Below are 26,474 nucleotides of genomic sequence, written 5' to 3'. Positions count from 1 at the left end.
CTAGGGCCTTGATTACCACCAACATTCCGCTTAATTTTGCGGCCAATTTTAGAAAACGTCCCCCTTACATGAGACAGCTTAAGATAACGAAGTCGATCACGAATCGCGAGAGTCAGTCGCTCGAAAAGTACCTGCAAGAGATTGGTAAAGTAGACCTGCTGACCCCCGAAGAGGAAGTCGACCTCGCGAAGCGAATCAAGCAGGGAGACCAGATCGCCCTCGAAAAACTAACCAAAGCCAACCTGCGCTTCGTCGTTTCGGTAGCCAAGCAGTACCAAAACCAGGGACTGAGCCTCTCCGACCTCATCAATGAGGGCAACCTCGGCCTCATCAAGGCCGCCCAACGCTTCGACGAAACCCGCGGCTTCAAATTTATCTCCTACGCCGTTTGGTGGATTCGCCAGTCGATCCTCCAGGCCCTCGCCGAGCAGAGCCGCATCGTGCGCCTCCCCCTCAATAAGGTAGGTAGCCTCAACAAGATCAACAAGGCCTTCAGCCAGCTGGAGCAGACCTTCGAGCGGGAACCCAGCAGCGAAGAACTCGCCGAGCAACTCGAGATCAACGCAGATGAAGTAGAAACCACCCTTGGCGTCGCCGCCCGCCACGTAAGCATGGACGCCCCCTTCGTCGAAGGTGAAGACAACAGCCTCCTCGACGTACTGGCCAACACCGCTACTCCCGGCACCGACTCCGCCCTGGAGTACAAGGAATCCCTCCGTCGCGAGATCGACCGCAGCCTCGGCACTCTCACCGAACGGCAGTGCGACGTCATCAAGCTCTACTACGGCATCGGCGTGGAGCACCCCATGAGCCTCGAAGACATCGGCGAAAAGTTCGGCCTCACGCGCGAGCGCGTTCGCCAGATCAAGGACAAGGCCATCAACAAACTTCGCGGTGCAAATCGCAGCAAGCTGCTTAAGAATTACCTGGGAAACTAGGTTTTAGTACGGTAGTAGTGTAGTACAATAGTACGGTAGGAACCCTCCGGCGTTGATTGCGTCGGGGGGTTGCTATTTTTGTGGCTTATGTCAGAGATTCTACGGACGAAGAAGCAGTTGCACGAGCTGAGGCGGTTTACGCCGGAAGAGTACGCCGGTGTAGAAAAATTACCGTTTGCGCTGGTACTGGATGATATTCGATCGGCCAATAATGTGGGGAGTTTATTCCGGACGGCCGATTGTTTTGCCCTGCAGCACGTATACCTCTGCGGCATTACCGCTACCCCACCCCACCGCGACATTCTTAAGACGGCGTTGGGGGCAACGGATACCGTGAGCTGGTCGTACCACCAAAGCTGCGCGCAGCTGATCGAGGAATTAGTGGGCGGCGGTGCGCAGGTGCAATGCCTGGAACAGACGGAGCAGTCAACGCCCCTCGATACTTTCTTGGTCGGGGATGCGCTCCCGCTGGTCCTCGTGGTGGGCAACGAAGTGAAGGGCGTAAGCCAGCAGGTGATCGATCTAAGCCACGGCACCATTGAGATCCGGCAGTACGGTACCAAGCACAGCCTTAACGTAGCCGTCAGCGCGGGCATGGCGGTGTGGGAGATCAGTCGGCAGCTGCGCTCCGCCGCACCGCTCCCCCATCACCCACCAGGTACATCCTCCGAAACTCCCCCTGGCCCTTCCCCCCAATCACCACCCTAGCGTCCGGATGCGCATTCCGGATGATCGCCGTCGTGACCACACCCCGTTCTCCGAGCGCGTACAGTACCTTTTCCTTCGCAAAGCTTTTGCCCCCATCCCTCGTACGCCACCACGCCAGTTCTGCCCCCTCGGCCGTGTTCCCGGCAAGCAACAGCTCCGCCCGTAGTGGGTCCGACACCACCAGGTCGCCGGTTGCCACCGGGAGTCCGTCACTTTGGTCCTCGATCCAGGCGGTGCCCGTCCACCGGTAGTAGACGACTTCCTTCGGACCACCGTGCTTGAGGCCCATTTGCTCCCCGCGATAAAATATTAGGTGAGGATTCCCGTCCGCGTCGAGGCGTACCGCACCACGGACCGTCCAGAGATCGCCCGAGTCTTCTACCAGTAAATCGCGGTCGGCCATGTCTTTGGTTACCGGCGCGGCCACCTCCTTACCGGTCACACTGTGCCACCGGCCCTCCTCCGTATCGAATACCATATAGTAGCTATCGTGGCGTTCGCCGTCGTGATCGGGACCCTTACACACGTGGTAGTTGAAGGTAGCGATGATGTCGTTTCCTTCCCCGTTGTCGAACCAGGCGTACCAGGTATCGTAAATGACCGGGTGCTGCTCGGTGCCCTTCGTCCGTTTACTGTTCAGGACGGATACCGGAGGGGCGAAGGTGCGCCCGTTGTCGGTGGACAGCTGGTAGACCCAATCGCTGCGGTGGGCCCCGTGGCGGTAGAATAAGTAGATGTCGCCATTGTCCAGCTTCACGAACTGATTGTAGGTTCCGAAGGTGGGAATGTTGTTCAACTCCTCCCACTCCGTAATGTCGAGCGGTCGCTTGGATACTACATGCTTCATGGCTCCGTCGTGGTGATTGCCCAGGGGGTTGACCCCTTGCTCCGGCAAGCCGCCGTGCCCGCCGAATACGAGGTGGATGTAGCCCGCATCGTCGATGATCATCGCCGGCTTGCCGTGGTTGTCGATCTTGGCGGAAGGGTCCTTGCCCAGTAGGCTTTCTCCCGCCTTGTAGGGCCCGGACCATTCTTTTTTATCGTGATCGTACGCGGCCACGTAGGGGTCTTCCAGGGGACCCTGGTAGCACACGTAGGTGATGCCGTCGTGGTGTTCCCCCGCGGGGTGCTGCATGGTCTTCACCGTGTTGCTCAGCCCGTTGTCGGCGAAGTAATCGACCGTATCCGAAACCTCCTGTCCGGACAGGTTCGCGATCGGTAGGGTAAGTAGCAGTATTAGTAGTGGTTTCATTACGGGTAGTTGTTCTTTACGGTTCTTACTGTTCGCTCGTTCTCTTCTGTTGCTCGACGAAATAGGGCTGAAAATTATAGGAGGAAAGGGGAGCATGCGGGATTGTCGGTAAGTCAACCCACCGTTGCACGTATAGCGAATGGAGTGACGGTTTAATGAGTGTACGGCACCGTTCCGGTCTCATTCACCGGATAGCCCCACTCCGCGATGTAGTCCATACCGGGCCGGAATTCGTCCCCCTGGGCTGTGAGCCTGTCCTGAAGTAGCGAATCCAGTTCCTTCCGCAGGGCGGTGTGCTCCGCATCATCGACCAGGTTGGTCATCTGGTAGGGGTCCTGCTCGTTGTCGAACAGTAGCCAGGGGCCGTCCAGGTCACGGGTGTAGGTGTAGCGCTGGGTCCGCAACCCCCGGTACTCCCGACCGCCATGCATAAGCCGGTTCCACTGCCCGAAGGGTTGAACACAGGTGATCACGGCCGACGCTCCAATGCCGTCCCCATCCGCCCCTTCCAGGTACGCCCGGTAGTTGACGCCCTCCACCGGAGCGGGAACCGGAATGTCACACAAGCCCAGCAGGGTCGGCATGATGTCTTCGGAGTTGATGACGGCCTGTCGCTTTCCGGCGGGTATGTCCAATCCAAGTTCCGACGGAATACGGAACAACATCGGCACGCGAATGGACTCATCGTAGGGCTGCTGCTTTTTATAGGCCCCGTGGGAGCCGAGCAGGTCCCCGTGGTCCGAGGTGAACAGCACGATGGTGTTCTTCCACTGCCCGGTTTGCTTCAGGGTGTCCATCACCCGGCCCATCATATCGTCCAGGGCGGCAATGTGGGCGTAGTAGCCGGCCAGGTCCTTGCGTACCTGTTCGTGTAGGTGCTCCGGGACGTTTTCCCTGAGTTCGATCTCGCCGGGGTCGAAGCGTTGCCGGTACGCTTCCGGAGCGGTGTGGTAGGGCGCGTGGGGCGTCCCGTAGGATACGATCAACATGAACGGTTGCGGCGAAGATTGGCGGTCGGTGATGTAGTCCAGGGCGGCATCGGTCTGCCCGAAACTGTCGTAACCATCCCAGATCTTCCGGGTCGGATCTTCGTTGTCGTAGTACACCGAGTGGTTGTAGTTGTGGGTGCATTCGTTGCCCATCCAGAAGTCAAACCCCTGCCTTCTCTGTCCGGGGGCTACGTTCTGGAGCCGCCCGTGCCCGTCTAGGTGCCACTTGCCGATGTAGCCCATTTGGTAACCGGCTTCCCCGAACACTTCACCGATGGTCACGGCGGCGGTGTCCAGTTGCACATCATTCATGAATACCCCGTGGGTGAGGGGGCGCTGACCGGTAAGGAGGGAAGCCCGAAAGGGTGAGCACACCGGCATTCCCGATACGGCATTCTCGAAATTCACGCTGCTTGCGGCCAGTGCATCCAGATTGGGGGTGCTGACGTTGGGGTCGCCGGCGTAGCCCGTGGCCTGGGCCCGCCACTGGTCGGTCAGCAACACCAGGACATTCGGGCGAGGGTGGTTTTCGGCCGCAGTACCCGGACTATCCCGGTTCCCACAAGCCGATAAAATTACAAGGCATAGAATGACCAAGGCGCAGTTCAAAGACAAGGGACCGGACCGAAGTGATCGGCACCGGAATAGGGTTATCGAGAGCATGATCGTAGCTTTTCTGCCCCATAATACCGAGTCCCGAGCATCGCACCATCCTGTACCATACTGGTCGTCGATACGGACCAACTACTATTGCTCAACCGGATTTACCTTGCACCCGCGCTCCGCCGCCCTAAAACTAAAATCGTACGTCATATGCAGCCTTTCCACCTCGCCGTTCCCGTCGATGACCTCACGGCCGCCCGCCACTTTTACGGTACCGTACTGGGGTGCCCCGAGGGCCGTACGGATACCGAGTGGATCGACTTCGACCTGTTCGGCCACCAGCTCGTCGCCCACCTGGCGCCAAAGAAGGACGCTCCCGACCACCGCAATGAAGTCGACGGAAAGCACGTCCCCGTGCCTCACTTCGGCGTGGTGCTGGAGTGGCAGCAGTTCGAGGATTTCGCGGAGCGTCTCCGCAGCCAGGGCGTGAAGTTCGAGATCGAACCCTATGTGCGCTTTCGCGGCTTGCCCGGTGAGCAGAACACCATGTTCTTCTACGACCCGGCGGGTAATGCCCTCGAATTTAAAGCCTTCAAGGACATTACCCGCCTGTTCGCCAAGAGTCTGAATGACTAGGGGCTGGAACGATCGCAAACGGTGGAACTAGCGGACTGCCAGTGGTATAACTTGCGTTTCGTCGGCGCTGATCATACGTAAATAGTAAACTCCGGGAGTCAGTTGTCGTCCGCCGGATGCAGTGAGATCGAACTCGATCCGGGTTGAATGTTCCACGGCGACTCCGTCCAGCACGGAAATGACGCGTTGACCGCTTACATTGAGGACGTCCAGCCAGACTTGCGTGGGCTTACCTACTTCAAGGTCGATCGTGGCTCGCCGCGTAGCCGGGTTGGGAAATACCGCCAGGGTCGAGGGTGTACCATAATCGGTTAATTTTCGGGACTGGGCGGCAGCAGTAGAAGTCGCTTTTCCTGAATTCGCGGAATGCGGGACGTGAACGAGGTAATCGGTGTAGGCAGTATTTCCGGAGGCATCACTGACCGCGAGCGTAACCGTATACTGTCGACCGTTGCCGGCTCCATCGCGCGCGCTTCGCAGATGCACCGACTTGCCATTGTCGCTGATCAGGATATCGGGATTTCCGTCGCTCGCTTCCTCATTGCTGGTTACGGAGGCGATCCAGTTGCGGGTGACGCCACAGTTGTCCTGAGCATCCGCGATCATATCTTCCAGTCCGTAATACACCAACTTATTGTTCGGGGGCCAGAGCACCGTGGATGACTGGGGGGTGATCGTAGGGGCGATGGAATCCATTACCGTTACGGCCGCCTGGCAAACGCTCCGGTTGCCCGCCGCGTCGGTTACGGTAAGCGCAACGGATACTTCGGTACCCGCCTGACTGCAGTCGAACTCATCGTGATCGACGGCCAGCGTAACCGGGCTGTATTCGTCGTAGGAGCCACCGTCAATGTCTGCCGCTACAATCGTTGCGGTGCCGGTTTGATCAAGGAATGCGGTCAGGGGGTGGCAAGTCGCTAGGGGCGGCACGTTGTCTGTGACGCCAATGCCTTCGATCTGGGTGAGAAAGATGTTGTCGCGCCAGGTCGTTCCTACGGGGCGGATGCTCGCCTTCCAGACGTAGTCCGTGCCCGGTGCAGGCAAACTGGTGAGGTTCACCGTGACGTCCGTCGTCGCTTCGCCCGCCGGCACGGTCACCCGGGTTGCGGCGACCCAGGTATTTGCCTTCCAGAATTCGATCATCAAGTCCCTTTCCTCACCGGCCAGGTAGGTGACCGGGACCGTGTACGACAAAGCTGGGGAGAAGGTGGTCTGCAGGTTGGTAAACGACACGGTCTCCACGATCTCCTGCCGGACAAGGACATTCGGCAACTCCTTGAGAATGATGTTGTCGCGCCAGGTGGTTCCTACCGGGCGAATGCTCACCTTCCAGATATATCCGTCGCCCACGGGCGGTGCCGAAGGGAGATTGAGGGTAAAAGCTTCCGTGCCCCTTCCGGCGGCAACGGTCTTGCGGGTAGCGGCGAGCCACCCGGTCGCCGACCACAGCTCTACCACAATGTCCCGGGGCTGGGAAGCGCCGTAAGGGACCGAGACAGTATAGGAAGTTGCCGGCCTGAGCACGCCGGGGAGTCCGTCGAGGCCGATCGCATCGTCTACCCCCGCCGTGACCGCTACGTCGCGCACGATATCTTCGTCCCGGTCCAGGGTCCAATCGGTACCCGCCGGGCGGATCACGGCCTTCCAGTAGTAGCCTTCGCCCACTGCAGGAGCGGCGGTCAGGGCCAGGTTGACGGTTGCGGATCCGTTGCCGGTCGGGACCGTTGTGGTTCCACCTCCGAGCCAGCGGTTGTCCGCCGACCAGAGACTCACGACGATGTCGCTGGCACCTACGGAAACGTAATCGACCGAAACGGCGTAGCTCGTTGCCGGCAGTACGCTAAGCGGAGGATTTGCGAGGGTGACGGAGGTGGCGGCCGGATCCAGCACCGCCACTTGGTCGACTTGATCGGTGGCGATATTGTCCTGCCAGGTGCCCCCGGTGGGACGGATACTTGTTTTCCAACTGTAGTCGGTCCCGGGTGCGGGGGGGTCGTTCAGCGTGAGCGTCACGGGAATGGTGCGGGCTCCGGCAACTGCATCCACGACCGAGCTGGCGATCCAGGTGTTGCCCTTCCACAGTTCCACGTATAAATCGCGGTCGGTATTTGCTTCGTAACGTAGGTGTAGATCGTAGGACGTGGCGGGTGCTACTTTGGCGGGCGGGTTTACAAATTTGATCCGCTCGGTCAGCTCGCCGAGTACCCTGACGTCGTTTATCTGATCGCCGGCCAGGTTCTCGCGCCAGGTGGTGCCCACCGGACGGATGCTCGTTTTCCATACGTACTTCGTACCCGGGGGCGGCGCGTTGGCTACGTACACGCCGATGTCGACCGACCCGCTGCCGGCTTCCGCCACCGCGTACTGACCACCACCGATCCAGCGCTCTTCCGACCAGAATTCCACGACGATGTCGCGGGGACCGGCCGCTACGTAGTCGACCGTAACGCTGTAATTATTCCGGCTCTCAATCTCCGTCGGTGCATCAGTGAAGGAGATGCCCTCGACCCGGACCGGCCGTACGCTGACGTCATTTACGACATCCGTTGCGACGTTGGTGGTCCAGTTGCCTCCGACCTCGCGCAGGTGAGCCCGCCAGGTGTAGTTGTCGCCCACTTCCGTGGCCGCGGGAAGGTTGACGGGCACGGAAGCGTTGTTGGAGCCCGCGGCTACGGTGACGAGTCCGGAGGCCTGCCAGGTACCGCCTTTGAGCAGTTCAACGACAATGTCGCGGCTTGCACCGGCCGTGTAAGCCACGTTGATGGTGTAGCTGTCTGCCGTAAAGACAACGGCGGGGCCGCCCTGTAAGCTGATCGTTTCGAAGCCGGTGGGCTCAATGCTGACGCCGTCCACGACCTTGTAATCCAGGTTTGACTGCCAAGTGCTACCCACCGGCCGGAGTCCGATGCGCCATTCGTACTGGTCGCTGACGGTTGTAGGGTTGGGAAGATTCAGGCTTACGTTCGCGCAGCCGGAACCTGCGGTTACCTGAACGGTTTTCGCACCCACCCAGCCGTTCGGGCCGTAGAGTTCGACGGACAGGTCGCGCGTATCGGAGGCGGTGTAGCTTACGTCGACGGAATATTCCGTTGAGGGGACCAGTTTACGGGCAACGTCGGCCGTCCCGATCTCGTCGGTTGGTTCGGTGGTTGGAGCCAGGCTCCAGGAGCGTACCCAGTCGTACTCGGTCGTGGCGTTGAGGGTGGCCAGCTCTTCGGCGGTGGGTGGGGTTTCCCAGTCGTAGGTTTCGGTGACCATGTTCATGTACATGGGTTGGTCGAAGGGGGTACCGTCGTAGTGGGTCGAGGGGTTGATGGTAAAGCGGTATTCGCCGTCGATATAGAAATGAATGCTGTTGGCGTTTTCCCAGTATGCGCCGTAAATATGGAAGGCGTCGCTTACGTTTCCGTCTACGGTGGCATTGCCGCCGACCGACATTGTTTGCTCGTCTTCGCCGCAGCCGCGGTTGTAGTAATGGGTATTGGAGTGCATGGTATTGCGGAAGCTGGGGACATTTTTGGCTCCGCCGATACACTCCTGGATATCGAGTTCGGTCTTGGCGCCCGGGCAGCTGTTCTCGTACTGGTTGATCAGCCAAAAGGTGGACGACATCGAGATGTCCGAGGCCTTCATCCGGCATTCGTAATAGCCGTAGAGCGCTTCGGCGGATTTCGACACTACCGCACCGCCGGCGATGGTAAAGGTCTGGCCGTTCACCGTTTCGGCGGCGGGTAACATGTAGTTGGTGATCTTCATCGTGCCGTCACTCACGGTCACGGCTTCGGGTTTGAAGCGGGCCGGCGGCCGCCCAGCCCAGTTCGGGTGGTAATCGTACCACTTGTTGTCGTCGAGGTATGCTCCGTTAAACTCATCGGAGAAAGCTTCATTTGGAACCCAAGTCATTCCCGCAGGCCGGGGGTCGTCCCCATCGACGAAGGTAGGTTGAGCAAAGGCGGTTGCTCCCCAGCCCAGGAGGAGGAAACAGCACCACAAACTCGGTGGTAAAGCACGGTAGAATTTCTGCATGATAATGGCGGTTAGATTGAGGCGTTCTCCCACACGGTCGAACGAGGTCCTCAAGTACCGCCACCGCGTACCGGCAAGCTGCCACTATTGGTAGCTATACTAGCTGGTATGATTAAATACCCATATCGCGCAGAAAATAGTGAACATGATTACCCACCGGCATCAATTTACTCGAAGTATTCCTCAACACCCTCCGGAGTAGTCACCCGCACCGCGGCCCGGCTGCCTGCTTCGACACGGCCTACGATCCGGGCGTCAATGTTAAAGGAGCGGGCAATGTCGATCACCGTCTGTGCGTCGCGCTCCCCCACATAGGCCTCCAGGCGGTGGCCCATGTTGAATACCTGATACATCTCCCGCCAGTCGGTCTGGCTCTCCTGTCGGATAAGCTCGAAGAGGGGTGGAACGGGGAACAGATTATCCTTCACCACGCGTACATCGTCCTCGATGAACTTCACCACTTTAGTCTGGGCACCACCGGAGCAGTGAATGAGGCCGCTTATTCCGGGGCCGACTTCCTGCAGCATCCGCTTCAGCACCGGCAGGTAGGTCCGGGTGGGACTGAGAACGAGTTTGCCAACGGTAGTTTCCGTACCCTCCACCGTAATTTTTTCCGTCAGGGAGCGGCTGCCCGCATAGATGACCTCCCGCGGCACCGCCGGATCGAAACTTTCGGGATACTTGTCCGCATACTCGTGTTTGAATACATCGTGGCGGGCACTGGTCAGTCCGTTGCTGCCCATACCACCGTTGTAGGCGTCTTCGTAGGTGGCCTGTCCGTAGCTGGCCAGCCCGACGATCACGTTGCCGGGACGAATGTCGTTCACGATCACCTGGTCGCGGCGCAGGCGTGCGAAGGTGGTATATCCGACATCGATCGTCCGTACAATATCACCGACGTCGGCCGTCTCCCCGCCGGTGAGGTGTAGGCCGACGCCCTGATCGGCCATGCGGTCCTTGAACTTCTCCGCCCCCTGAATGATGGTTTTTAGCACTTCGCCCGGAATGCAGTTCTTGTTCCGGCCGATGGTCGAAGAGATGAGGATGTTGTCGACCGCGCCCACGCAACCCATGTCGTCGAGATTCATGACGAGGCTGTCCTGGACGATGCCTTCCCACACGCTCAGGTCGCCGGTTTCCCGCCAGTAGACGTACGCCAGACTGGTTTTGGTCCCGGCCGTGTCGGCGTGCATCACGTTGCACCATTCGGCGTCGCCACCGGCCACGTCGGGCAGCACCTTGCAGAATGCCTTGGGGTAAAGCCCCTTGTCGAGGCCCGCAATGGCCTGGTGAACTTCGGATTTGGTCGCGCTGACGCCGCGTTGCTCGTATTTACTGGACATGCGGCAAAGTTAGCCTCATTCCCCTAATCTCTCACCCCCCAGCTCGGCCGGTTCGATATGAATCAGTACCTGCCCGAGATTTGGGATGCGTTCCAGCAGGGTATCCTTCAGCAAGTGAGCCAGATCGTGGCCTTCGGTGACGGTAAGATCACCATCAACCATGGCGTGCAGGTCGATGTGGTAGCTCATGCCGGACTTGCGGACGTAGCACTTTTCCGTACCGCGGATCCCCCTTACTCCAGCGGCCGTGTGCCGCACTTCCTCAATGAGTTCATCGTAGACGTGTTCGTCCATAATTTCCCCGAGGGCGGGCCGAAAGATTAAGTAGGCGTTGTACAGTATGAAGGCGGAGGCGAGCAGGGCGGCCCAGTCGTCGGCACTTTCGTAGCCCGGACCACCGATCAGGGCGATCGTGATTCCCACAAAGGCGGTAACGGAGGTAATGGCGTCACTCCGGTGGTGCCAGGCATCGGCCCGCAGAGAGGAGCTGTTGGTTTGCCGACTGCGACGGATTACGATGCGGTACGAGACCTCCTTCCAGATGATGATCAGGCCGAGTACGATGAGCGTCCAGGCCCGCGGTGTCCGGTGGGGCGTCCGGATGTGCTCGATGCTTTCGTAGGCAATTACCGTAGCGGAAAAAACGAGGAAGGCGACCACCATAAAAGTGATGAGGGGCTCGATCTTTCCGTGACCGTAGGGGTGATTTTCGTCGGCTGGGCGGTGGGCATACCGGATCCCCACCAACACGAGAACGGAGGAAAAAATGTCGGTGGTGGATTCGATCGCATCCGCGATGAGGGCGTAGGAATTACCGAAGACGCCGGCCGCACCCTTTATGAGGGCCAGAGCGGTATTGCCCGCAATGCTGAAGTAGCTGGTCCGTACCGCGATCTGCTCATTGTCCACGGGACAAACATACGGTGCGGTAGGGCGCCGCGGGTTACCGCCGAAAAGTCCGCAGGCTATTGCAGGCGAGTACCGTAAAGGTGAGCATCAGACCGGGAAAAACCGCCAGCCACCAGGCCGCCGGCCGCATCCGTGCCTGTTGCAGGGTACTGCCCCACGTCACCTGCTGGGCGGGTACCCCGATACCCAGAAAACTCAGCACCGCCTCGGCCAGAATACTCGACCCTACGAGGAAGGCGGCTACAACCAGAACCGGACCGAGCGCATTGGGTAGTGCGTGCCGAAACAGCAAGCGCAACTCCCCCACTCCACTGACCCGCGCCGCGGCGATGTAGGGCAGGGACCGAATGCGAATTAACTCCGCCCGCAGGAACCGGGCCAGGGAAGTCCAGCCAAACAGCCCGATGATGAGCACCAGGGTCCATATCGTCGGGCGGCGCACGAAGCTCAGTATCACGATCAACATAACGAGGCCTGGAATACTGACGCTCATCTCGAGAACGAATTGCACCATGCGGTCGATGGGGACGGCCGCACGCGATCGCAACCACGGGCTCACGGTACTCAATCCCCGCAGCAACAGATACGCCGCGCACCCGACTGCACCCACCACGAGCACCGCCATGAGCACGAATTCAGTCCCGCTCCCCGCCAGGGGCAGCAGGCTACCGATAGCGTAGCCGCTACCAACGACGATACCCACGATCAAACTCCCCCCAAGGTAGCGGGGCGTCCGGATTCCTTCGTTGCCGAAGTAACCGGCTACGGCTCCCAGCGGTACGCCTACGATAAGCGCGATGATCAAGCTTCCCAACCCGACAAGCACCGCCGTACGGGTACCGCTGATCAGACCGGCCGCCGTATCCCTCCCCAACCGGTCGGTACCCAGCCAGTGAAATCCGCCCTCTTTGTCGGAAGAAAGGGGCCCCAGGTACGCGGGGAGGTCGAGGTTCATTGCTTCGGCGCTGAACTGTATCGGCGGCCAGATCACCCACGCTACATCCGCTTCGCGCCAGGCATCCCTACCCTCCCCCTGGGAAAATGCCGGTAAATGAAGCTCGCCGGCATAGTGTGCCAGCAAGGGGCGGTCATTGGCGATTACGTCCGCGAACAGTGCAATCAGGAGCAGCGTGCCCAGGTAGTAATATGGCCATACGCGCGCCATCATGGGTTGCCGCTTTTATCGAGCCGAACCCGTGGATCGAGCAGGGCGTACCCGACATCGGCCAGCGTCAGGCTGATGATGGTGAGCAGCCCGTTGATCAGTACCAGTGCCGTGACGACGGGCCAGTCCCGGGCGGTGGCCGAGCTATACAGCAGTAGCCCCATTCCCGGTAAATTGAAAATTTGCTCGATCACTACGCTTCCGGCCAGCAAGGCGGGCAACAGCACCCCGAGCATGGTGATCAGCGGAAAAGCGGCATTGCGAAATACGTGATTCCACAGCACCTGCGACCCCGCCAAACCCTTCATGCGGGCGGTCAGCACGTAGGGCTTGTGCAGTTCAACCAGGGCGGCGCTGCGCAGGTGCCGTGAAACGTAGGCAAAGCTAGGATAAGCCAGGCATAGCACCGGCAGAAACAGGTCACCCGCGCGAATCTTCAGCACCGTAAACCAGTCCGCACCCACCGGAATGCTCCCAAATCCCACACTCGGAAAAATATTCAGTCCAAATGCCGGAGTGGTGAAAAAATTTGCCAGCAGCGTAGCCACCCAAAAACTCGGCACTCCAAAGGCCACGAAGGTGAGGAGCGTGGCCCACCGATCAAAGCGACTGCCGTGGTAGTTCGCCATGTACAGCCCCAGGGGCACGGCCAGCAGGTAGACCAGCAGAATGGCTAATCCGTTAAGCAGTATGGTCCGGGGCATCGCTACGGCTACCTTATCGACGACCGGTCGCCGGTCAATGTACGAAGTGCCGAACTCTCCCCGTAGGAGGTCGAGCAGGTAGCGGTGATACTGGTTGCTGCTGCCGTGCCAGTACAATCGGGGGTACAGCACCCGGTAAAGGGTAGCCTCACGCTGCATTCGTTCGTACGCGTCGCGCAGTGGCCGGGCCCGTTCGGTGCTCAGTGCGCTCAATTGCCGCTCGATGTACTTCGGGCTCTCGTGAACCAACAATTTGCGGGCAGCGACGGCGAGGGGGTCGTCCACCCCGACCGGTAATAGTGCAGCGTCCAGTAAGCGGTGGTAATATGCCTCAACGGCCGGCCAGTTTCCGTACCGTTGCGTAAGGGTGCGCAGGGTGCGCCTCCGTTCGCTGTCGACAATACGGTGCAGGGTGTCGGGTACGGCAGCATTGGTTACCGAAAAATAAAAGAGTGGGAGGTCGAAGCCCAGTTCGTGCGCGAGTCGTTGGTACTGGCGGTCGTAAGTGGCCGGATTGCTTGCGGAAGACCGTGCGCCTTCGATCGACATGCGCTGCTTGACCGGATCATTGGGCGTCAGCCGCGTCAGCACGAAGCACAGTACACTGAGCAGCAAAAGGCTGAGGGGCAAATAGAGCAACCTCCGCGTCAGGTAACCGAGAAGTTTGTGTTGCGCCATTCCGCTACCTTTCGCGTTTGACCTCGACCCAGCGCCCCTTCACTTCCGAGCGTACGGTGGGGTCGTACATGGCTTCGCTGACTTGCGTCGGCAGGTAGTACCGTCCGGGGTACGCGGCGGTCATACGAAAGGTAAAGGTTTTGGTGTGTCGGGCCGGCAAATCAAAAAAAGTGTGAATGCGATCGTCGCGAATATCGCGGTACTCAAAACTAGCGTTCAGGCTATCCCTTCCCGCCAAACGGTCATTTGCTACCTCCCAACCGGAAGGAAGCAAGGTGGTCAGGGCCAGTTGGTGGTAGTCTTGCCCCGTAGTCCCGGGATTGGTGATCCGGTAGCTAGCCAGAAAGTCCGTTCCCGAGGCTAAGTTAGCAACATCGATCGGATTTCCGGTAAGATCCGTATAGGCCACGGCCAGCCGCAGCTGCCGACTGGTGGCTTCTTCCTCCCCGGCCCGGGGTTTCCCCCTCGTGTGGGTGGTCAGGTAGAGGGTTGATTGACCGGTATTCGACACGGTATAGTTCAAATCGCCGGATATGGGAAGGTCGATGGTAAAGATTCCCGAAGCAGAACCCACTGCCGTGGTCGCACCGGTGGAGGAAGTAAAATCGGCGCGTAGGGCGCCGGCTCCGGTTGCTCCCGTTTTTGCGAGTGCGACAAAAGCGAAGGCGGCCTCCTGGGTGTTCAGCCACTGTCGTTCCCCGATGGCCCGGGCAAGCTGCAGGGTCTGCTCGTCCACCGCACCACGGTCGGCCATTGCCACCATGCTTTCCAGTACGATCGCCATGTCGCGTATCTCGCTCCCGAAGGTGTACCCCAATTCTTGGTACGGCGGTATGGCTACGTCCCGCCCGGTGACCAGCGACTCCGCCGTACGCTGCCGTCCGGAAATGGCGTAGGCACCGGCGAGTTGGTAGGTCGCGGTGGCCGTCAGTTCCTTACTGAGACCACGCAGCCGATTCATTGCACCCACGTCGGGACGCTGAGCCAGGGCGAGGGTATAGAGACGGTAGGCCTGGTCGAGGCTACGTTGTTGGAGACTGGCGTAAAACGCTCCATCGCTACGGTTCCAGCGGGCGGCGGCGGTTTCCTGGAACGATATAAGTTCTTCTTTAAGATCGTAGGGAACCGCGAAACCGGCTCGTTCCGCTTCCAGAATGAACTGCAGGGCGTAACTCGTGACCCAGGGATGGACTTGCTGGCTGCCCGGCCAGTACCCAATGCCCCCGGAAGCGGTCCGAAAGTGCCGCAAGGTCTCAACGGCCGCGGCGACGTTAGTACGGCGACGGGTTTCCTGGACGGGCGTGAGCTCAGTGATCCGATCCAGGACCAGCTGCGCAAACGCGGTGGAGATCGTTTGTTCCGCACAGCCGTAGGGGTAGCGCAGGAGGTATTCCAGGTGACGGTTCAGGTTCATGGCTGGAAGGGACGACATTTCCAGCGATGCGGACCGGGAATCCGGAATGCCGAAGAGCGAATAGGAGACGGTCCGCGCTTCTCCCGGAGGGATGCTCACGGTACTGGTTCGGGTGGTGATCCGATTGGGCTCGCGTACGTCGATCTCAATCTGCTGACTGCTCGCTTCGCCCCCGCCGCTGGCCGTGACGTCGAAGCGTGCGATCCCCGTGCGCTCCCCGACCTGTAGGGGCAGGTAAGCGAGTCGGTCGCCTGCTCCGGAAAACTGCAGGTCCGTCTGCCCATTTCCCGGGTCCACCAGGCCGGCAGATTCGGACACCGTCACCTTCACCCGATCTAGTCGGTCGTTCATGGCAAACACGTTGACCGGCATATCGACCCGTTCCCCCGGCCCGAGAACCCGGGGCAGGGTTGGCAGAACCATGAGGGGCTGACGCACGGCGACCTTCGTTTCCGCGCTGCCGTAGGCCCTGTCTCCTACGGCCACCACCATTATGCGGACGGCCCCGAGGTAATTCGGCAAGGAGATGCGGTGGCTGGCGGTACCGCCCGCAAGCTGGAAGGGTCCCAGGTGACGCACCACCGGCTCGAAGCGGTTGGCCGTTTCCTCCTCCGGGTTCACCACCGTTCCGTCACCGCCAATGGCCAGCACCCGCCCGAATTCACCGTTTATGCTGCTCATCACGTGGTCATATAGATCATAGGTCCGTACCGCTAATGCTTCCTTACTAAAGAAGTCGCGATGCAGATCGGGGGTAGCAAAGCGGGTCAGCCCGAGCAGGCCCTCATCGACGACGGAAAGGACGTAGGTCATGGGTCGGTTGTCGGCTTCGCTGATCTTCACCTCTACGGTTTGGCGGGGCTTCCATTCGCTGGCCGCGGTGATTTCGGGCTGGAGGCGGGTCGTAGGATCGAGCACCTCCACGGGCACGATGCCGAAAAGTCTGACGGGGCGGTCGTTGGTGGTCTGGGCGTAGGGTTGCAGATAGGTGATGTTGGCGTACACGGTGGGTACCATCCGTTCGTCGGTGGTGAAGGTCACCTGGGTTTGCCCCGCCGCCGCAGGCACCCAGAACTGTTCCAGGCTTCCCAGACTGGTTTCCAGGCTTACCAGCAGTTGTCCCCCCGCGCTCGTCGGCACGTTAATAGTGACCGGCTCACCCGTATTGACCGTCTCGTGCTCCGCGCGGAGGTGAAGCAGCGAGGCGGATTCCCGGTCGTCTAACCCGGATTCACCGCTCCCTCCGTAGAAATAGTCGCCGGCGCAGTGCCCTCCCTGATCGCATACGCGGATGAGGTACCGGCCGTAGTCGTTCACGCCGACCTGTAGGGTGGCTCTGCCGTTGGCATCGGTCGTCGCGGTACGCGTTTCCAATGCTTCCGTATGCTGGCTGCTCCCGAAGCGGGCGACGTTGTCGTTGCCGTCCTGCCACCAGTAGCGCCAGTCAACCCGGTAGATCCCAATAGTTAGTTTTCGCCCCGCGACTCCCCTGCCCTCGGGGTCCACGGCCGCTACTTCCATTCCCGCGGTTCCTTCGGTGGGCAGGCTCTTACTTCCCCATTCGCTCATCGGCAGGCGTAGGCCGGCGTATACGGGAAAGGGGTCGTAGGGAACGGTGGTCCGGTCGATGCTGAAGTTCCCCCCCGGTTCGAACACTTTCGTATTGAGTCGCAACTGCAGGGGGCCGGGCAGGGCCTCACCGAGTGGTGGAAGGGTAAGTTCGGCGCGTCCGCGGGAGTCGAGCCTTCCGTTGAAGAGCTGGGATTCCTGGACGTCGCCGAGCGAGCGGGCCGGATCCTGGAATACGAAGTCAGGAAGGGAGCCGGCGTCGAGCGTACGCGCGAAGGGTTGCATGTTGATCTCCGCCCGCAATCCCGCCGCCGGGGCCCCGTAGAGCCAATTTCCCGAAAGGAGCAACTTATCCCGGCCCTCGGCTGCCCGCAGGTCGATCGACAGGCGGTTGGGCTTCACCGCTTCAATTAGCAGGGGGTGGGTGTAGGTACGCGCTCCGGCGGTCACGGTTGCCGACCAGGTGCCGGTCACGTCCGTAGGGTCGGTCCGAAAGGTCAGGGGATAGAGTCCGCTGCCGAAGGGGCTGGTCACCCTGCGCCGCTGAACCACCCTCCCACGCGCGTCCCGGAGCGTGAACGCTACGGGGTAGTCCGTGGGCAACAGGTTTGACTTATCCGCGAGTACGAAGTTGAGGAATACACTGTCTCCGGGTCGCCAGACGCCGCGTTCGCCGAAAAAAGCCCCACGGATGCCGCTATTTGCCTCACCTCCTCCGACCTCAAACCTGCCGACCGGCAGCGCTTCGCCCTCGTTGATGCTTAAGTAGGCCGCTTCTTGGTTCAGGCTACCTACGATGAAGGCCGGCTCATCCTCCGTGGTCATTCCGACTTTCCCCTCGGCGTCCGTAGTTCCGGAAAAGAGTTCCCGCTGGTCGTAGCTGTAGGCCGTTACCCTGACTCCGCCCTGGGGTCCGCCGGTAATCAGGTTGGTGGAGAACACCAGGGTCTCCCGGTTGGGTTGGCGTTTGGCGATCAGTCCCAGGTTTGAGGAAAGGACGTTGCGGATCAGGAAGCGATCGCGGTGGTAGAAGGCGGGTGAACAGGGGTTGTCGCGTTGTTCCCAGTCGCTGTAATCGTAAATGCCGTAATAATTACTGAGCAGCGAAGTGGCGGGGTCGAAGCCGGTTGGCGGCGGATCGGACCTGCCCAGTAGATCGGAGATGGTTTGCAGTCCCAATGATTCCGTGCTGACGCCGCAGGCCTGGTCGGTGTACTCCATGCCGAAGGCCAGGCGCAGTTGGTACACCGCGGCATCGTCCCGCTCGAGGTAACTACTCAGGTCGATGGCGTAGCGGGTCCACCGGCTTTGGTCGGCGCCGGGGGCCAGCGAGGTCAGGGGTACTTCCCGACGGGCGACGATGCGGCCTACCCTTCGGAGGCTCCACTCGTGGCTGGTGGAGGAAAGGTTCTCGTCCTGCAAGAATTGCAGGAGGTTTCCGGCGTCGATCCGGAAGAGTTCGAGGTATACGGTCGACAAGCCTACGGCCTCGAACGTAAATAAGCGTTGCCCCTCGTGCGGCATAATGGACCCTTCTCCCACGGCCCGCAGCCCCGGGTCGGTATGTCCCAGGCTTACCTGCCATTCGGTCCGCTGCCCGAGGTCCTGTCCGGCGGTACTCCGCAGTTGCGGCTCGACCACGAGTACGGCTTCCCGGGCATCGGCCTGGGTCGGGTACAGGTGAATAATGTTTCCGTCGACGGTGGTGGAAAAGGCCACATCGGGGCGGAAGCGCAACAGCCCCGTCAGGTCCTGGCTTTCTTCCACCGGATCGCTCATCCTGATGGTTATACCGCCGCCGTCGGGGCGCAGCTGCACGCTGAGTACTTCGAAGGCACCTACCGGACGTATTTGCACTTCCCGAGTATACGTTGCTCCCGCGAACCCGCCCTGATCGGCCGCTACGGTGACGGTGACGATGGACGGCTCGCTACCGCGATCCGGCAGAGTGCCGACGTAGGAAAATACGTTTTGGGACGACTGTTCCAGGGAAAAATCGAGGGGGTCGCGGTTGTGTTCGATGCGGAGCACACGGCGAATTTCGTCCGGATCAGCCCCGTCGTTGGTAACGACGCGGCCGGTAACTTCGACCCGCTCGGGCCGGGACGGATCGGGGATGTAGTAACCGTCGGACTCGACCTCGAGACGGCGATCCGGCACCCGAAAGGAGAAGGTAAAATCGGGTTTTCCGGGTAGGGATACGGTGGCGCTGTAGTCGGTGCCACTGGTTAGGGCTTGTGTGGGCCGGAACACCAACTGGCGACCCGTGAGGGTAAGTTCTCCGGCTACCCGCGGACGTACCTCCAGGGCAGGCCCCTCGCCCTCCCCAAAGGTGTATACGGTGTCGAAGGTGACGAAAAGATCCGCGCTGCGGCCGATGACCCCCGAGGTATGGGAAAGCACGTGGGCGGGCGGGGCTTCGGTCGCGGCGACGGCTTCGGTTTTTTCTCTACATCCGGCAAGAAGGGCGACGAGAAGCAGGAACAGGACTGCGCGCATGGATCGGGCGGTTAATTATTACCAAAGTAAGCAACTTGGAGCCGACTTCCGTTGTGAAGGTGGTATGGAACATCAACTGGCCCTTTTCCCGCTACAGCTCGTCGTGTTTCCCGGTGAAACGCTCAACTTGCACATCTTCGAGCCACGCTATCGCCAACTTATCGAAGATGCCGACCGGGAGGGAATTCGCTTCGGTATTCCGACGGTGATCGACGGCAGATTGCGCCCGGTTGCTACGGAGGTTTCACTGACCGAAGTTGCCAAACGGTACCCTTCCGGAGAAAGCGACGTGCGCACCCGGGGGGAAAGAATATTTTACCTTACGGATTACGACCGGATCGCTCCCGGAAAGCCGTACCCGGGCGGGCGCGTACGCTACCTTCCCCTGGAGGAAGAGGAGGACCCCGCGATCAATGCACGCATTGTGGCGCTGACGCTAGAAATCTACCGACAACTAAAGGTTGGGCGAGAAATCAGAACGGTGGACGAGGGTTTTCGGACGTACGACATCGCCCACTACGTGGGCTTCACCCTGGAACAGGAGTATAATTTTCTAACCCTGATTGCGGCGGCCGACCGCCAGCGCTACCTGCTCGAACATCTGGGGCAGATGAAGCCGCACCTGGGAGATCCATTGCGCATCCGGGAGCGGGCCCTGCTCAACGGTCACTTTAAAGAGCTTCGGCCACCCGACTTTTAAGCGTCGATGGCCGCGCTGATTTGCTGCCGGAGTTCCTCCATTCTTGCCTCGCTCACCTCGATTACCTTACCAAAACGGAAGTCGCTGGTATGATTTACCGGCACCAGGTGGACGTGAACGTGGGGAACCTCCAGGCCCAGCACGCCATTGGCGATGCGCTCGCAGTCGACGGCGGCTTTGAGGCCACGGGCTACGCGTTTGGTAAATAGGGTAAGCGCGGTAAGCTCTTCGTCGGTCAGATCGTAATAATAATCGACCTCGCGCTTGGGTACGCAGAGGAGGTGTCCTTCGACCATTGGGCGGACGTCGAGGAAGGCAATGAAGTCGTCCGTTTCGGCTACCGTATAGGAAGGCAGTTCGCCCCGGATGATGCGGGTGAAGATGGAGGCCACTAGATGGAGATGTTCTTGATCTTAAATTTGATGGACCCGTTCGGGGTTTTTACCTCCGCGATGTCGCCGACCTTCTTACCCAGCAGGCCCTGGCCCATGGGACTGTTTACGGAGATCTTTTTCGCCTTCAGATCGGCCTCGCTTTCGGCAACGAGGTGGTACACCAGCTCGGCCTTGTTCTTTACGTTCTGGATGGTCACCTTGCTCATTACGGTCACTTTGCTGGTATCCAGCTGGCTGGAGTCCAGTACGCGGGCGTTGGCCATCACCTTTTCGAGTTCGTTGATCTTCATTTCCAGTAGCCCCTGTGCGTCCTTGGCGGCGTCGTATTCCGCGTTTTCCGAAAGGTCACCCTTTTCGCGCGCCTCGGCAATGGCACTGGCCACCCTGGCGCGCCCGTTGGTCTTGAGCTCGTCCAGTTCGGCACGAAGCCGATCGAATCCTTCTTGCGACAGATAATGCATTCCTGCCATGATAGTGGGTTTATTCGTTTAAACAGTCGCTTCCTACCCTTCCCCCCCGAGGGAGATTGGTTAAAACCCTGCTTGCCGTAGGTGAAAGTCCTCTGCCCGTGAGCGTAGGGTTGAATGGAGAGAGAACCAAAAAAAGCGACGTTCCCACGATTGGTAGGAACGCCACTGATAATACTTGAATGCCAAAGATAGGGATTTCCGGGTACTATTCCAACCCCCCCGTTCGGCCCCTAAAACGACAGGCTCAGCCCGACATTATGGGTGCCGTTGTATACCCGGGTGCTGCGGTAGGCATAGTCGACGCTAAACCGCCGGGTAGGGTCCCCCTTTCGAAACGGCACACGTAGGCTTGCTCCCGCGCTTATGCCGTCGTAGAGCGGAGATTCGTCGGCGGCCGTGCCCTCACTTGCGGTGGAGGCGTCCAGATCGGTCCGGTACCCCACCCTGGCGATAAACTGCTCGCGGAAGGCGTACTCCAGTCCCGCGCCCAGTTGATCGCGGCTGAAGGAATTTGCCGTAAAGTTGCCTACGAGGGTGACCCGCTGGTCTTCGATCGAGGACAAAAAGTCGTAGCTCGCCCCGATGTTAAGCACGGAAGGCATTTCGAAGCCCGCCGAGCGTTGTTCGAGGGTCAGTTTGTAGTCTGCGGAGGGATCCGGGTTCGGCGCCTCCGTGGCCAGCGCCTGACCGCCGTAGGCCATGCGGGAGCCGACGTTGCGGAGGCTTAGTCCAAACTTGAACTCCTCCTTTTCCCCGGTAACGTACTGTACCCCCGCGTCGATGGCGAAGCCGAAGGAACTTACGTCGCTGGTCGCCTCGCTTACCCCGCGCAGGGTAATGCCCACCGACACCTTGTTTTCGAACTGGTGGCTGTAGGTAAGTCCGACGTTGATGAAGCTCAGGTTCAGCAGCGCGCCGGTACCCTCGGGCTGGTCCGTGGTCGTAACGGCAATATCCCCGAAGTCGAGACTCATGACGCTGAACCCCAGGGCTCCACCGTTGCCTACCTGACTGGTTACGCCGATGGCCTGCATGGAAATATCCGTGCCCTGCAGGTAATTGGCGTAGCCCAGCATGACCTGGGTGCCGGCAAACCGGCTCACACCGGCGGGGTTGAGTCGCATCGCTTCTACCCCGGTCACGTAGGAGGTACCGAGGGAGTGAAGTCCGGCGGAGGGCGCCCACGGATTCATCAGCAGCTGGGCGGCACCGGCCTCTCCCTGCCGATCGGGGTTGCCCGCCAGCACGCTTAGCGACCACAGGCTACAGAGCGCAAAGAAGTAAATATGCTTCATTTCGTACATCGTTTTGCGGGGACGCAGGTGCAATGAATTATAAACCCGAAGGATCGAACTGCCGCTGAACACCGAAGAACTTCAGGGTCCGTTCGCCGTAGCCGGGAGCATTCACGTGAATGAGGTATACGCCACTCGCAACCGGGATGCCCTTCTGGTTCTTTAGGTCCCACTCCAGCGCGGGAGAAATCTGTCGCTCGCCCACCGGTCGGTTCGTACCGCGGAGCATGGCTGCGGTTTCGTCGCGGTTGTACTGGCGAATGAATTTGCCGTCAAGGGAGTAAATTGTAACCGTGGCCTTGGCCGGTAGGTTAGTCACCTTTACGTTCGTTTCGAACTGGCTGTCTTCGTAGACACTGAACCCATAATACGGATTGGGCACGACGTTGATCATGTCGAGCGCCCGGTTGGTGAGGGCCTCGTCGAGTTCCGTTGTCGGCTGTTTGCCCTCGATGACAAACCGGTAGGTCGGATAGCCGTTGCTTCCCGGTACCCCTTCCGCATAGGCAAAGGCGCTGTTGACCCGTAGTTTGATCGTCACGTCGGTGGGAATGATGCCGTCCGCGTAAGACTTCAACTGAGCACCGGGGGCGAGCAGGGGAAAGCCGGCCCAGGTGACCTCCTGCAAGGCGCGCACCTTACTGGTAGAGTTCGGGCTCGTACGGGGGGAAAGGCGGTTGTAGAGCCTGATGCCCCCATCGTAGGGCTGCTTGGTCACGTAAAAGAAGTGCTGGGCACCGGCCACGAAGTCGTAAATGCTCAGTCCGTTGATCGGTGACTTGATAAATGTGGAGTTGGAGGGATTGAAGATCATATCGTCTCCGTTGCTCGGTGCGACGTATACATCCCCCAGACGGCGACCGTCGTAGGTGCTGTTTTCCCCCCAGAAAATCTCGAGCCGCTGACCGGTTTCCACATCGATGGCATAACCCGGGAACCACCCCATGCCGGTGCGGTAGGCCGGATCGATGGTATTGTCCGGTGCCGGCAGTCCGTTCGCACCCGCCTCGCGGGTCACGCTCGGCGCATCCCGGGTATCGAACATGAGGCGGTCGCCTTCCTGCTTGATCGCTTGCCCACGGTAAGCCGCGTCGCGGTAGAAGTAGTTGCTGGTTTCGACCACGGGACAGCGGCTCCAGAGCGATTTATCGGACGTGAACACGATGTCAATGTTATTCAGGTCCTGCAGCGATTGATTGCGCGACACCCCGTCGTTGAGCCGGAATTCGGAGAGGTAAACCGGCGAAATGTAGGGCACCCGATCGTCCTTCTCCAGCCAGTTCATCAAGCGGTAGGGAACGACGCCGGGGAACAGATCAGACAGACCGCGGTCCTGATCGAGGGAATAGAAACGATCCTGAAAATCGTCGGTGGCGACGTAATCGAATACGTTTTCATCGACGGAAGTTACCCCCGTGCGCAGGGAAAGATCGTCCGGCAGGAACATCAGCCAGGGCTGGGCGTCCGAGCTGTCGTAAGTGATGGTTGCTCCGATGGCCCCGTTGCGTCCCGTTCCCGGGATACCGGGTTCCGGAACGTCTCCGATACGGATGGAGAAGCCGTACTCTCCGACGATCTGCTCGTTGGGCGTACTGATGGGCCGTTCGCTCACCACGGTCGGCACGCCGCAGTCGTCGAGGCAGCGCAGGGTCCAGTTGACCGGGGCCGTCAGTTCCTCGTCGCCCATGTTGCCATCGACGAAAGTGATCTCGAATTCGCCGTTGCGGACGTTGAGGGGGTTGGCGACAAAAACGTCGATCGGCCCGCTGCCCTGTTCGTAAGTGATTTCGCCCCGGTATTCCTCACCGGCGGCAAAGGAAGCTTCAATTTCGGCCAGACTTTCAGCGCTGATGTCCAAGAAGTTACCGTTGTTCCCCTTTCCGCTCAGGCGGGTCACGCGAGCTCCATCTCCGTAGCTGGCCATCAGATCCCGGTCGAGGATTGGACGGGGGATGGCAGTGTAGAAATCACTGCCCGTAAGGGGGTCACCGATGTTGCGGCTGGAACCGATGTACTGCATCGGCTGGCCGGGATCGGTAAAGTCAAAGGGGTCGAAGCTTTTGTAATTGTTGTAGGCGTAAGCAACGACGGTAAAGTAGTAGCGCCGGTGGTTGATCAACCGCGTATCGTTTCCACTTGCGAACGCATCCTGGGTAATGCTCAGGCTGTGCCGAATACCCGCATCCGGCCCGTTCACCCGCAGTTCCGGCACGAAGTACGTTTGGTCCAGCGGGTTTCGGTCGGGCTCGTCTTCGCTCAGGCCGGACCAGTTAAACAGTCGGGTCACCCCGTTCGACAGGTCGTAAGTGGCCACCTCGCGGACCCGGTCCGGATCGTCGATGTCGGCCAGGGATACATCCGGGCCCGAAAACTGAAATACCCGGTACCCCTCGAAGCGGTAGAGGCTGTCTTCCCCCCGGGGAATGCCCAACCCCTGCTCGATGTACGATTCTTCAAAGTTGTTACTCACCTCATCGTTAGAGAACAACAACACGATCTCCCGATCCAGTTCCAGGAGGTCTACGTCGGGTGCATCCGGGCCGTCCAGCCGGTCAAAGCAGTTATCGAACAGGGACTGCGCCAGGTCATCGGCCTGCTGCAGCCGCTGAATGGAGGGTGCGGGATAGGTCTGATTGGGCACCCACACTACGCCGATGATCAGCTCGTTGACCGCACCGGGCTGCAGGGTAAAGGGCCCGGATGCCTGGATGGTGCGCCGATCACCGAAGGGCAGGTTTTCGGTCGTCATATTCCATCCGTTCTGGTTGGGTGGGTCGGGAAAGGCGTAATTGGTGGTAGCCACCGCCCCCTCGTCGTACCCGTCACCGGCGCGTTGAAGCGGCGACCCGTTCCGCCACCTTCCCTGTAAGTAATTGTAATACTCTTCCGCGGTACTGGGGTCCGTAGTGGCCAGCGGCGGACCACCGACTCCGGCGTTGTTGTAGTAGACGAAAGAACTCATACCGAGCTCTCGCTCGCCGATCTGGTTTCCGTTGACGTCAAATACCGGTGCCCGGGGTCCCCGAAAATAGTCCACCCCGAGAATGGGAATTTCATCGCAGTAGGTCTCCACTCCACCGTCGCAGGTACACCCCTGGGCACCGTCCAGTTCGTCCTCGTTGTATACGTAAGCCAGGGAACGGGTGGTGTCGCTGCCGATGTAATCGTCGCTGGCACACCCTAGGTCGGGATCCACCCACATGGCGAAGTAGGTATCGAGAATGTCTTCCTGGGCCCGGTTGATGAGTTTGTACCGCTGGAAGGTCATGTTGTTAAGATCGTCGGAGGAGCTGAAGGCGAAGGCCTGCACCTGTACTTCCATCTGGATCTGCAGCGGGGTATTCGACTGCCGGTGGGTATTTCCGGCGTCGTTGTATATCCAGAAAGTCATCTCATCCGGAAACTGGGGAAGTTGGTTACAGCCCCGCACTTCAATGATGGGATAATCACCAAGGGTGGGGTCGTAAATACCGTCAAGGTCCTGGTCCCAGAAGCCCGCCAGCCCCCCACCCTCGTTGGGGTTGGGCAATTGAAAGCCGTTGATCTCCGCGAAGTAAGGGTTCCCGACGGATGGCCAGCCTAAAATGGCCCGCGGAATGTCTTCCAAATCGATTGGTAGCGATTCCGCCTGGACGGCAGCGTTATAGGTTGCTAGGAAAGCCCGAATGTCGTCGCCCTTTACGGTAAAGAACCGGTCCCAGCGCTCGCAGGTATCCCGTTGAATGGTGCCCTGCGGGGTAAGCGGACCGGGATAGTAGTCAAACTGTCCACTTCCCCGTCCGTAGTCCTGGGCGGCTACCTTCAGTCCGCCGCCCGGGTCCCTTCCACCCAACCATACGGCACCGGCGTAGATAGAGCTCACCTCGGGAACGCCGGGCGGGGGCTTGGGCACGATGTACCGTCCATTTGATCCATCCCACCAAACATCGCCCCCCGTAGTGAGTCTGGCGCGTACGTTGTTGATTTCCATCTCCGTCTGCCGGGTGGCGTTGTCGCAGGCCTCGCGGAACTCGATCCGTTGCTGCTCGGACGGGGTAACGCGCCGGGGCTTTCCGTCGTCCGGACCTTTCGTAGCTCCGAGCGCCAGCGGCAACAGCAGGCCGGCTACCAGTAGCGGAAAGGGAAGTAAGGAGGACAATCGCATAGCGAACGGTTTAGAATACACTGGTCGGGGGTGGTGG

The 26,474-nt window shown here is 59.9% G+C and carries 16 protein-coding genes; 4 read left to right on the top strand and 12 right to left on the bottom strand.

Annotated features, from left to right (window positions below; genetic code table 11):
- Positions 1-68: 68 nt before the first annotated feature.
- Both GGR28_RS18170 and GGR28_RS18165 read left to right on the top strand, forming a co-directional pair.
- On the top strand, positions 69-938 hold the full coding sequence (locus tag GGR28_RS18170; protein WP_099104997.1) for a sigma-70 family RNA polymerase sigma factor: 870 nt from the start codon (positions 69-71) through the stop codon (positions 936-938).
- A gap of 87 nt (positions 939-1,025) precedes the next feature.
- Positions 1,026-1,646, top strand: a complete 621-nt coding sequence (locus GGR28_RS18165; RefSeq protein ID WP_183497254.1) for a TrmH family RNA methyltransferase — start codon at positions 1,026-1,028, stop codon at positions 1,644-1,646.
- Here GGR28_RS18165 and GGR28_RS18160 read toward each other — a convergent pair.
- Together GGR28_RS18160 and GGR28_RS18155 are read right to left on the bottom strand one after the other, a co-directional pair.
- Positions 1,549-2,898 (bottom strand): BNR-4 repeat-containing protein, encoded by a 1,350-nt coding sequence (locus GGR28_RS18160; protein WP_183497253.1) that lies wholly within the window; start codon positions 2,896-2,898, stop codon positions 1,549-1,551. The genes GGR28_RS18165 and GGR28_RS18160 overlap by 98 nt on opposite strands.
- 152 nt (positions 2,899-3,050) lie before the next feature.
- Positions 3,051-4,484, bottom strand: a complete 1,434-nt coding sequence (locus tag GGR28_RS18155; protein WP_406603763.1) for a sulfatase family protein — start codon at positions 4,482-4,484, stop codon at positions 3,051-3,053.
- 216 nt (positions 4,485-4,700) lie between these two features.
- Here GGR28_RS18155 and GGR28_RS18150 point away from each other — a divergent pair, with 216 nt between their 5' ends.
- Positions 4,701-5,126 (top strand): VOC family protein, encoded by a 426-nt coding sequence (locus tag GGR28_RS18150; RefSeq protein ID WP_183497251.1) that lies wholly within the window; start codon positions 4,701-4,703, stop codon positions 5,124-5,126.
- 27 nt (positions 5,127-5,153) lie between these two features.
- Here GGR28_RS18150 and GGR28_RS18145 read toward each other — a convergent pair whose 3' ends face one another.
- The 6 genes from GGR28_RS18145 to GGR28_RS18120 form a co-directional block, all read right to left on the bottom strand.
- The gene (locus GGR28_RS18145; protein ID WP_183497250.1) at positions 5,154-9,152 is read right to left on the bottom strand and encodes a family 16 glycosylhydrolase; all 3,999 of its coding nucleotides are present in this window, start codon (positions 9,150-9,152) and stop codon (positions 5,154-5,156) included.
- A 167-nt stretch (positions 9,153-9,319) separates the two neighbouring features.
- Positions 9,320-10,495: an AIR synthase-related protein gene (locus tag GGR28_RS18140; protein WP_183497249.1), complete on the bottom strand. Its 1,176-nt coding sequence runs from the start codon at positions 10,493-10,495 to the stop codon at positions 9,320-9,322.
- A gap of 15 nt (positions 10,496-10,510) precedes the next feature.
- The gene (locus GGR28_RS18135) at positions 10,511-11,404 is read right to left on the bottom strand and encodes a cation diffusion facilitator family transporter (protein ID WP_183497248.1); all 894 of its coding nucleotides are present in this window, start codon (positions 11,402-11,404) and stop codon (positions 10,511-10,513) included.
- A gap of 34 nt (positions 11,405-11,438) precedes the next feature.
- The gene (locus GGR28_RS18130; RefSeq protein WP_183497247.1) at positions 11,439-12,572 is read right to left on the bottom strand and encodes an ABC transporter permease; all 1,134 of its coding nucleotides are present in this window, start codon (positions 12,570-12,572) and stop codon (positions 11,439-11,441) included.
- Positions 12,569-13,951: an ABC transporter permease gene (locus GGR28_RS18125; RefSeq protein WP_183497246.1), complete on the bottom strand. Its 1,383-nt coding sequence runs from the start codon at positions 13,949-13,951 to the stop codon at positions 12,569-12,571. Before GGR28_RS18125 ends, GGR28_RS18130 begins: the two co-directional genes overlap by 4 nt.
- Before the next feature lie 4 nt (positions 13,952-13,955).
- Positions 13,956-19,433, bottom strand: coding sequence for an alpha-2-macroglobulin family protein (locus tag GGR28_RS18120; RefSeq protein WP_183497245.1), 5,478 nt, complete (start codon positions 19,431-19,433; stop codon positions 13,956-13,958).
- Positions 19,434-19,497: 64 nt separating this feature from the next.
- Between GGR28_RS18120 and GGR28_RS18115 the strand changes: the two genes are divergently transcribed.
- Positions 19,498-20,133, top strand: coding sequence for an LON peptidase substrate-binding domain-containing protein (locus GGR28_RS18115; RefSeq protein WP_183497244.1), 636 nt, complete (start codon positions 19,498-19,500; stop codon positions 20,131-20,133).
- Here the strand turns inward: GGR28_RS18115 and GGR28_RS18110 are convergent.
- From GGR28_RS18110 to GGR28_RS18095, 4 genes are all read right to left on the bottom strand, one after another.
- Complete coding sequence (locus GGR28_RS18110) at positions 20,130-20,525, bottom strand: HIT family protein (RefSeq protein ID WP_183497243.1); 396 nt, start codon at positions 20,523-20,525, stop codon at positions 20,130-20,132. The two genes, GGR28_RS18115 and GGR28_RS18110, sit on opposite strands and share 4 nt — an antisense overlap.
- Positions 20,525-20,998 carry a transcription elongation factor GreA gene (greA, locus tag GGR28_RS18105; protein WP_183497242.1) on the bottom strand — a complete coding sequence of 158 codons (474 nt, stop codon included), beginning with the start codon at positions 20,996-20,998 and terminating at the stop codon, positions 20,525-20,527. The genes GGR28_RS18110 and greA overlap by 1 nt, the downstream gene beginning before the upstream one ends.
- Before the next feature lie 230 nt (positions 20,999-21,228).
- Positions 21,229-22,293, bottom strand: coding sequence for a PorV/PorQ family protein (locus GGR28_RS18100; protein ID WP_183497241.1), 1,065 nt, complete (start codon positions 22,291-22,293; stop codon positions 21,229-21,231).
- Positions 22,294-22,330: 37 nt separating this feature from the next.
- Positions 22,331-26,437: a hypothetical protein gene (locus GGR28_RS18095; RefSeq protein WP_183497240.1), complete on the bottom strand. Its 4,107-nt coding sequence runs from the start codon at positions 26,435-26,437 to the stop codon at positions 22,331-22,333.
- Positions 26,438-26,474: the final 37 nt, after the last annotated feature.

The organism is Neolewinella aquimaris (genome assembly GCF_014197245.1).
GTDB classification, from domain to species: domain Bacteria; phylum Bacteroidota; class Bacteroidia; order Chitinophagales; family Saprospiraceae; genus Neolewinella; species Neolewinella aquimaris.
This window is presented reverse-complemented; position numbering and strand designations above follow the sequence as displayed.